The following is an 8,894-nucleotide window of genomic DNA, read 5'->3' on the forward strand; positions in this document are numbered from 1 at the left end:
GGTAACGTCAGTGACCCGTCTAACGCCTATGACTTCACCATCGACACCATCGCACCAGTCGCGCCGGTTATCACCGACGTGGTGGATGATTCCGGTGCGCAGAATGTTGACGTGGCCCAGAACGGCTTCACCAGTGACAATACCCCGACCATCAACGGTACCGGTGAAGCAGCCGATGACATCATCACCGTCTACAACAACGGTGCCGCTATCGGCTCCGCAGTGGTCGGCGCCGATGGTACCTGGTCGTTCACCCCGGACGCGCTGGCAGATGGTCAGTACGACATCACCGTCACCGAGACCGATGCGGCCGGTAACGTCAGTGACCCGTCTAACGCGTATGACTTCACTATCGACACCGTTGCGCCAGTCGCGCCAACCATCACCGACGTGGTGGATGACGCCGGTGCGCAGAATGTTGACGTGGCCCAGAACGGCTTCACCAGTGACAATACCCCGACCATCAACGGTACCGGTGAAACTGCCGATGACATCATCACCGTCTACAACAACGGCACCGCTATCGGTTCCGCAGTGGTCGGTGCGGATGGCACCTGGACGTTCACTCCTGCAGTTGCACTGGCAGATGGTACGTACGACATCACCGTCACCGAAGCCGATGCAGCCGGTAACGTCAGTGACCCGTCTGCAGCGTATGACTTCACTATCGACACCATTGCTCCGGGTGTTCCGACCCTGACTGAGATCGACGATAATGTCGGTACACAAACAGGTCCAATTGCCCAGGATGGCACCACTGATGACAGTGCCCCTGTCTTCAAGGGTACCGGTGAAACTGATGGCGACATCATCACCATCTACAATAATGGCAGCGACGTACTCGGCACTGCCGTCGTCGGTGCGGATGGCTCATGGACGTTTACCCCGTCAGTGGCCCTGGATGATGGTCAGTACGACATCACCGTGACCGAAACCGATAAAGCGGGCAACGAAAGTGGCTCGACTCCACCATTTGACTTCACTGTCTCCACGAATGTGCCGGATGCTGCTACTAATGTCGATGTTCGCGACGATGAAGGCGATGAGCAAGGTGTTGTTGTTCCAGGTGGTGCAACAGATGATACGACTCCGGTCATCGAAGGGGATGCGACTCCGGGCGACGTCGTTATCATCAGTGATAATGGTGTCGTCATTGGTTCCACCACCGTTGATCCAGACGGTAAGTGGAACTTCACGCCGGATGCGCCACTGGATACAGGTAGTCACTCCATTGATACTGTTGTAGTAGATCCGGAGACAGGTTCAAAAAGTGCTCCAAGTGAACCCGTTGATTTCTCTATCATTGCTAAAGGCAGTACCAGCTTTGAAAATGTTGAAGGTTTCAAGAATATACTGAGCGATACACCGTTCAACAACCCTGACGCCAAAGATGGACTAGGTCTGGGTGGTCTGTCAGTCACCCTTCTTAAACCAGGGTATGAGGCAACGGGCAGCGAAAGTGAAATCGGTACGAAGGGTGTAGTTCTGTTCGCACCGAAGAGCTTTGGCAAAGTCGATATGGAGCTGTCTGGTACTTCGCAGACTCGTCTGGACTTTGGCGGCCAGACGAATATGGTCAGCTTTGATGTCGCGGCAGTGACTGCAACGGGAACCGTCGTTCATTACTTCGATGTAAACGGTAATGAGATCGGTAGTATGGATGTACCCGTTACCGATCCTCATGACACAAGAGCCATAGAGAACATTAGCTTCGAAGCACCGGCTGGCACATTGATCGATCATGTAGAGATTGATGTCGGTCCAGAGACTGGCCAAGGGACTATCCGTGTGGATAACATCACCTGGGGTGAGACTCAGTATGAGGCGGCGGCTGCTCCACAGGCAGAAGCAGCACATACCGATGTCGCACTGATGGCGCTGGCAACACAAGCGCATCCGGCAGAGCATGACGCAACAACCGCCACGGCAAGCACGCATGACGCGCCACAGAATCATCTGACTCTGTCGCTGGATGACGTGTTAAGCCAGGGCGCTGATAATGCGTTCATCGCTGACGGTAAAGAGCAGTTTGCAGTAACGGGTGATGCAGGCGATCGCGTTGATCTGACCGGTGTGTCAGACAGCAGCCTGGCGCACACAGGTAACGTTACTAGCGGCGGAGTTGCATATGATGTGTACTCTGTAGCAGGTAGTGACACTGAGTTGCTGGTACAACATGGTGTGGAATTGCACGCCATGGCGTAACACCTGACTGATTGATTTAATCAGCCAAAGCATAATGCCGACCACGAAAGTGGCCGGCATTTTTATGGGCATAATAAAGACAAAGAAAGAGAGACCCCGTCCTTCAAGGAAACTACCGCATTAATTTATCTGAACACGATTAATGGCTACGTGAAAAATACGGCGTTGTCGCAAATAGCCTCTAACCGGACTAATTCCATACACATCTTTAGCAAACGTGATGAAGAATATCAGCATCACGTAAAAACCTAAGTTTGATGAGAATCCACCACCGATTGCATAAGTGAGATGAAAGAAAGACCGGATACTTCAGTTTAGACTGGCACTGTTTTCAGGGAGGAGATCAGTAGCAACTATATCTTCCCGCCCCCGAGCGCTTTATTCAGCACGATATCCTGGCTGACAAGCCGCCCCTGCATTTCAATCTGTTTGATTTGCTCATTCAACCACTCGTGTTGCGCTTCGTTTGCCATGGCTTGACTGATAAGCCCACGTTTGAAACGGGCTTGCGCATTGTTCATGCCCGCCGCAGCAGAGCTGACTTTTTCATTCTGAATCACCTGTTCTTCCTGTAATGACTGGAGAGCAGACCCAGTAGTCACCACGTCTTTTACCGCCGTCAGCACCGCCTGGTTGTACTGTGAGATCAGCATATCCCGCTGGTGACGGGTCTTATCGAGGTTTGCTTCCAGCTGTCCGCCGGAGAAGATCGGCAGGTAAAGACCCGGGATAATATTGGCCTGCTGGCTGGAGTGATCGAACAGATCGTTCATATGCAGCGCATCAAAACCGAAGAACGCCTTGATATTGAAAGTCGGATAGAACGCCACTTCAGCTGCATCTATCTGTTTCATGGAAGACTGGACATACCAATGGGCGGCCTGCAGATCCGGACGACGGGCCAGTAGCTGATAGTTAAGCGACGATGGCAGTTGGGTTTGCGCCACCGGTAATGGCATCGGTTTAATCTCCGCCAGTTCACCGCCGCCTATCAAAGCACGCAGCGACTCACGGAACGCTACGCGTTGCTGTTTGGCCATTGAGAGTTGCTGTTCTATCGTCAGCAACATGGCCTTCGCTATTTCCGCATCGGCGATTGATTCAAGCCCTCTGGACGCACGCGCCTGGTGGGAACTGAACACGAAGGTTTCGGATTGTTGAAGTTGTTCAAGGTGCTGCGTGACCAGATAATTGGTCTGAATGCCGTAGTAGAGCTGGGCGACATCCGCCGAGATTTCTAGCTGCACCGCTTTCTCTTCCAGCTTATGGGCATTTTCCACTCCCATCACCGCATCGAGACGGTCGCGATGTTCACCCCAAAGGTCAATGTCGAGTGTGGCGCCTAACCCAACGATCCCTTCTGTGTACCAGGGACCCGTCGTACCGAGCGCTGGACGATCCTCTGCAAACGGACCGAGATAGCCATTCGAGGAGACATGCGCCTCATTGATTTCGGCCATCGCATTCACTTTGAGCTGAGTGCCAGAGGCAATCAGCGCCACATCCGATCGGGCCCGAGCGACACGGGAGTGCGCCAGCGCTATCGACGAAGATTTTTGTAAGGCGCGGTCGATCAACTCATTAAGCTGCGGATCGTTATAGTTTCTCCACCAGTTCGAGTCAGGCCACTGCTGAGCCGTCATATTGATATCTTTCGGCAGCACAATTTCTTGCTGCGAAATGGCCTTTACCGGGGCACTCTCATCCTTCATCGGTGCGCAGGCAGCGAGCAGCATGCAGCAAAGCAGGGTCAGAGGTTTGACTTGATTGACGCTATTAATACAACGCATGGTTATACCATTCCGGTTGCAGTCTGCCGGGTACGCAGGCTGAGATGAAGTTGTTCGATTTCGTAAAACAGCGTTCGTAATCGTCCCTCACCAAGCTTCGTCGAGGATGCTACAGACTTTTCAGGCTCCCCGGTTGCCGCCAGTGCCGCGCATTTGTGCAAGAGCTCTGCCGCCTGCTGGCGTTCTGTGGCGAAGTCTTTGTCGCCGTGTTCTGCTCTGAGATGCTCGAACTGATAAATGATCTCACTAAGATGACTTAACACCTGCTGAGCCGCCAAAATGTCGCTTTCTGACTGACGGTTATCTGATGACCAGCCAGGCTCCATGGCGACTCTCGCGGCGATCCCCTGGCAACCGGCCAGCGATCGGCGCAGAGCGATTTCACTTCCCGCCCCTTCTGTATGGGTCTTAACGCGCTGTGCAAGAGAATTGATTAAGGCGCTGACGCTACTCCAGAACAATTTTCCTTCCCGTTCTGGCCACAAATAGCGATGGAAAATCGTCGCTATCACAACCCCGAGCAAAATGCCGATCACCCTGTCGCGTATTTCAACCAGCTCAAAGGTAGGGCCAAAGCTCTCCAGTAACGCCAGCGCGAAGGTAAACATCATCTGGATCCCGGCGTAGCTTATGTTTTCCGAGCCAGCATAAATCCAGGCTCCCAGGCCGATCACTGGCAATGACATCGCCAGCAGCCCAACCACACTTTCAATATGCGGCATGACCAGAATCACCATCAGCAACGCCGCCAGACTACCGAGTACCGCACCAATCACACGCAGCAATCCTCGTTGTGCGGTTGAGCCGAGGCTCGACTGCGCCACAATGATGCAGCTGAGCATAATGGTGTGAATACCCTGCCAGTCTGCTGCGATGTAAATGAGATAACAGACAAAGGTGGACAGCAGCGTTTTTAACGCAAACAGGCACCAGCTCTGGTTCATGACCAGCCCTTTAAGACGGGCACTCTCTTTCGATTCTGACGGCGATTCAACCGGCACATGCTGGTAATGCGAAAACGCAGTCACCGACTCCATCATGCGCAGGAGCGTCGCCTGCTTTATTCCCTCAAAGACACCCGTCTCGTTAACCCAAAACGTTCTGTCTTCCGCAACCGACCCGGCAAAAGCTTTGCACCCTTCGAGAAGCGGTCGGGCCAGAGCCAGATCGGTCTCATCCGGATCCGTTGGCAGCTGTTGTACCATCAAATACAGACCAGATACGGTGCTGATCCGCGCCAGATGCCAGGCTTCATCCTGCCGATAGCGCTTATCACGCATAACAGCAAAAGCCAGCATGTGCTGAAGCATCAGCGTCTTTTCCTGGATAGCGGCGGCGGGAAGCGGTTCCGGAAGCGTCTCCCTGCCGATAAACCGTTCTGTTCTGTCGATAATGTCCGACAGCTGCGCCTGCAGTGCCCCTCTTAGTTGCGCGACGGGCTCCAGAGGAAGGAACAGCAGATTGACAATAAGCGTCAGAATAATGGCGTAGTTGATCGCCACCCACAGCCAAAGAATTAGATGGACCACGCTATCGGCGTTGTCCGTCAAATCAGCAAAGGTTTGAGTGTAAAAAATCACCAGACCACTCAGAAAGAAAACCACGCCATATTTGGTGGCTCGCATCAGATAGACGCAACCAAGGAATAACCCTCCCGCCATCATCAGGCGAAGCAGGGGATATTCCCAGGTCAGTTTCAGCGTCATAATGGAGAGCCCCACCGCCAGCGTGGTACCGAAAATGAATAGCGTCCCGGTGAGTTTGGACAGCACGATGTTCTTTTGGGTGACATAAAAAACGGCAATCAGGGACAGCGCCAGAAAAGGGATCTGCAGGGTCAATGAAATAACCATGACCAGCGTACACGTGATCAGGCAGCGCATCATCAGGTTACCGCGCCCCGGATAAGGGCGGAGCAAACTGCCTAGCTGTTGCAACAGGTTAGGTGTTGAAGGAACCATTTTTGAAATCATACTGCCTCCGTTTAGCGAGGTTGCAGCGTTGCCACCGCAGAGGCGCCCACGCGGAACAGATGGGGGTCTGGATCCGTCACCCGAATCTTAACCGGGAAACGTTGTGAAACATGTACCCAGTTGATGTTCCTTTTCACCGCCGGTAAACCCGCGATAACGCTGCCACCATCATCAGGCAGCACGCCATAACTGATGGAGTCGACCTGACCGGCAAACGTTTTGCCTGTCTCACTCATCAGCCAGACGCGCGCCGGAGTGCCTTCCTGAATATTTTTAAGTTCGGTTTCACGGAAGTTAGCAATGACATACCAGTGAGTGGTATCAATCAGGGTAAACACCGGTTTCCCCGCCGACACAAATTCACCAAGGCTGGTTTTCAACGACGCTACGCGGCCGGTAAAGGGAGCCCGAACTTCGGTATGCGCCAGGTTTAACTTCGCGATATCAATCTGCGCTTCGATCTCTGCCCTTTGCGCGACCAACGCATCAACTCCGCTGACTGCTGCCGCAGCCTGTTTTGCCTGTAATTCCAGACTTTGCAGACGTGATTGCGCGCTGGCGTTAGCGGCGCGCGCCTGGTCAACCTCCTCTGCAGAGGCAAATCCCTGAGAGAGTAACGGTGCAAGACGATGTAAGGTATTAGCTGCCTTTTTTGCATCCGCCTGAGCGCTGGTAATTGACGCTTTGGCCGAGCCGGCACTAAACTTCTGCGCATTCACTGAGCGCTGAGTCAGCTCAATCTGCCGGTTCAGACCGGAGAGTTTAGCCTGCACTTGCTTCAGCGCGGCTTCATACGTGGCGGGATCGATACGGAAAAGCAGGTCACCTTTCTGCACCAGCTGATTATCATGTACTGGCTGTTCGATTATCCTGCCGTTCACTTCCGGCGACACCATGATGGTATCGGCATAGGCATACGCATCATCGGTACGAGGGCGGGCATCAAGACGCCAGATAACCACACAGAGCACGACTAGGGACGTAACCGTCAGCACAATTAACGTTGTTTTTGACTTATTTTTAAACATGATAATGGCCTGTCGGTTAATTAAAAAATGAATAGCCAGATAACCATTGAGATAATCGCCGCGATTAATAACCAGCCACCTAAATTTATTTGAAAGCGGTCGCGTAATTTCTCTCCTGCCAGGCCGAATATCACGCCTGTAAGAACTGAGCCGCACGCAAGACAATAAAGCCAGTCAGGAAAGGCGGCGCCAAGAAAGGGCAGTGAGGGAGAAAGTGAACATCCCGTCAGGGAAAATAGTGCGGGCAATCCCAGCAGCACAGGTAGTCTTATTCTCATAATGGCAGGTGACCAAGGAAAGTAAAAAGCGGGAGATGACTGACCCGAAGGGGGTCATCAGATATAAGCAATGGATGTCCTCAGTATATCACTTTAAATTTTAATTACCCTAGTAATTGTTAGCTTGCTAATTTATTTTGTTTAAAAATAAATTATGCTTGCTTCTGAATCAGAATAGTAGTCGAAGGTTATTAAGACCGCCTTCCGGCAGGTCTTTTTATTTATTAGCGCCTTACATGCCTGCCCACCCTCGCCTCAGCTTCATGCTCCCGGATGTTCCCCCTGATTTGCCGGCGGTGTAGTACTCCGTGACCACGTAGGGGCTGAGTATTGCTTGCAGATGTACTTCATTAACAGGCTAAACAATTTTATGAACACTTCGGGTCAATTAATCCGATGACATTAATGCTATGTATGAAGTGGTCAACAAAAACTGGCCACCGAAATGCCCATCGCCGTCAACTTCTCTGATAATTTTTGCCAATGCCCCACGTCTCATTCACCGGCAGCAGTGCCTTTGTAAGCATCCCTTTACGCCAGAGTCGCAATTCATAGCCTGTCATAATTAATCCTAAAAGTGCAGAAATTGCACTTTTATAGCAAAATATTGAAAGTATGGCTATTAAGTTTAGTGAGCGGTCACAATATGTGAACATCATTTTCGTTCACATATTGTGGACATGACGGTGGGGGAGTATAATTATCTCATGCCTACAAGACAGAGGGATTTATGCGGGTTATATCAAAGAAGCCGTTTGACGAGGCGGGGAGGCGATTTCCAAACGACGCCGCTGCGCTGGAAGATGCTTATAAAGTGCTGCATACAGGGCGTTTTCTAACCCCTGATGCCCTTAAAACACGCTTTGGCAGTCTTGACCGATTCAAATACAGGCAGAAATGGTGGGTGATCGATATCGGCGGTAACAATTTACGGATCATCACTTACATCAAGTTTGAAACGCAGAACGTATTTATCAAGCACGTCGTGACTCACAAAGAATATGACCGGCTAACCGACCACTACAGGAGAACTCCAGAATGATGACAGCAAATAGTTATGAAGCCGCTTTAAACGCTACGGCCACATTGATCAATGCCGTTCCCCTGCTGGGGGGAAGCCATAGCCGTGAAGACTACGAGCAGGCTCTTGAGATGGTAGAGCGTCTTATCGATACCGACGATGAAAATCCTCTTATTGATCTGTTGGCTAAAAAAATTGCTGATTATGAAAATTCGGCCCCTGAATTTGAGGCATTCAACACGCGTATTGCTGCGTTGCCGCAGGAGCTGGCGATGCTGCGCGTTCTCATGGATCAGCACGGTCTGAATCAAAGCAGTTTCAAAGAAGAAATAGGTGCACGCTCTTTGGTCAGCATGATCCTGAAAGGCGAGCGTAAGCTTACCCTGGAACATATGAAGGCACTTTCAAAGCGCTTTGGATTGCCTGTTTCTGCCTTTATCGACGAGAACGTTTGACATACTCCCCGCCCTTTTGAACTGCACCCCAAAAGTTGGACACTAACTGAGTAAGGTGCAATTTATGGGCAAGCCCAATTACACACTGGAATTCCGTATTGCTGTCGTGAAGTATTACCTCTCCGGCCAGGGCGGAATAAAAAG

General features: G+C 51.6%; 7 protein-coding genes. 3 read left to right on the forward strand and 4 right to left on the reverse strand.

Going from position 1 to position 8,894, the window contains the following annotated elements; all coding sequences use genetic code 11:
• Positions 1-2,205, forward strand: a 2,205-nt coding sequence (locus tag J1784_RS00670) for an Ig-like domain-containing protein (RefSeq protein WP_238485326.1), incomplete at its 5' end; no start/stop codon positions are given.
• Positions 2,206-2,558: 353 nt separating this feature from the next.
• Here J1784_RS00670 and J1784_RS00675 read toward each other — a convergent pair.
• The 4 genes from J1784_RS00675 to J1784_RS26790 are packed head-to-tail and all read right to left on the reverse strand — an operon-like array spanning position 2,559 to position 7,274.
• The gene (locus J1784_RS00675) at positions 2,559-3,995 is read right to left on the reverse strand and encodes an efflux transporter outer membrane subunit (RefSeq protein ID WP_217147628.1); all 1,437 of its coding nucleotides are present in this window, start codon (positions 3,993-3,995) and stop codon (positions 2,559-2,561) included.
• A 2-nt stretch (positions 3,996-3,997) separates the two neighbouring features.
• The gene (locus tag J1784_RS00680; protein ID WP_217147629.1) at positions 3,998-5,968 is read right to left on the reverse strand and encodes an FUSC family protein; all 1,971 of its coding nucleotides are present in this window, start codon (positions 5,966-5,968) and stop codon (positions 3,998-4,000) included.
• An 11-nt stretch (positions 5,969-5,979) separates the two neighbouring features.
• Positions 5,980-6,996: a multidrug transporter subunit MdtN gene (mdtN, locus tag J1784_RS00685; RefSeq protein WP_217147630.1), complete on the reverse strand. Its 1,017-nt coding sequence runs from the start codon at positions 6,994-6,996 to the stop codon at positions 5,980-5,982.
• Positions 6,997-7,016: 20 nt separating this feature from the next.
• Positions 7,017-7,274 carry a YtcA family lipoprotein gene (locus J1784_RS26790; RefSeq protein WP_420803940.1) on the reverse strand — a complete coding sequence of 86 codons (258 nt, stop codon included), beginning with the start codon at positions 7,272-7,274 and terminating at the stop codon, positions 7,017-7,019.
• 730 nt (positions 7,275-8,004) lie between these two features.
• Between J1784_RS26790 and J1784_RS00695 the strand changes: the two genes are divergently transcribed.
• Positions 8,005-8,316: a type II toxin-antitoxin system HigB family toxin gene (locus J1784_RS00695; protein ID WP_217147632.1), complete on the forward strand. Its 312-nt coding sequence runs from the start codon at positions 8,005-8,007 to the stop codon at positions 8,314-8,316.
• Entirely contained in the window at positions 8,313-8,750 is a 438-nt protein-coding gene (locus J1784_RS00700; protein WP_217147633.1) for a helix-turn-helix domain-containing protein, read from the forward strand. Before J1784_RS00695 ends, J1784_RS00700 begins: the two co-directional genes overlap by 4 nt.
• Positions 8,751-8,894: the final 144 nt, after the last annotated feature.

The organism is Rahnella ecdela, assembly GCF_019049625.1.
Classification (GTDB): domain Bacteria; phylum Pseudomonadota; class Gammaproteobacteria; order Enterobacterales; family Enterobacteriaceae; genus Rahnella; species Rahnella ecdela.

Excerpts from the sequence above, each read along its gene's own strand:
- J1784_RS00695 (WP_217147632.1), top strand. The coding sequence starts at position 8,005 with ATGCGGGTTATATCAAAGAAGCCGTTTGACGAGGCGGGGAGGCGATTT.
- J1784_RS00700 (WP_217147633.1), top strand. The coding sequence starts at position 8,313 with ATGATGACAGCAAATAGTTATGAAGCCGCTTTAAACGCTACGGCCACA.
- J1784_RS26790 (WP_420803940.1), bottom strand. The coding sequence starts at position 7,274 with ATGAGAATAAGACTACCTGTGCTGCTGGGATTGCCCGCACTATTTTCC.
- J1784_RS00675 (WP_217147628.1), bottom strand. The coding sequence starts at position 3,995 with ATGCGTTGTATTAATAGCGTCAATCAAGTCAAACCTCTGACCCTGCTT.
- mdtN (WP_217147630.1), bottom strand. The coding sequence starts at position 6,996 with ATGTTTAAAAATAAGTCAAAAACAACGTTAATTGTGCTGACGGTTACG.
- J1784_RS00680 (WP_217147629.1), bottom strand. The coding sequence starts at position 5,968 with ATGATTTCAAAAATGGTTCCTTCAACACCTAACCTGTTGCAACAGCTA.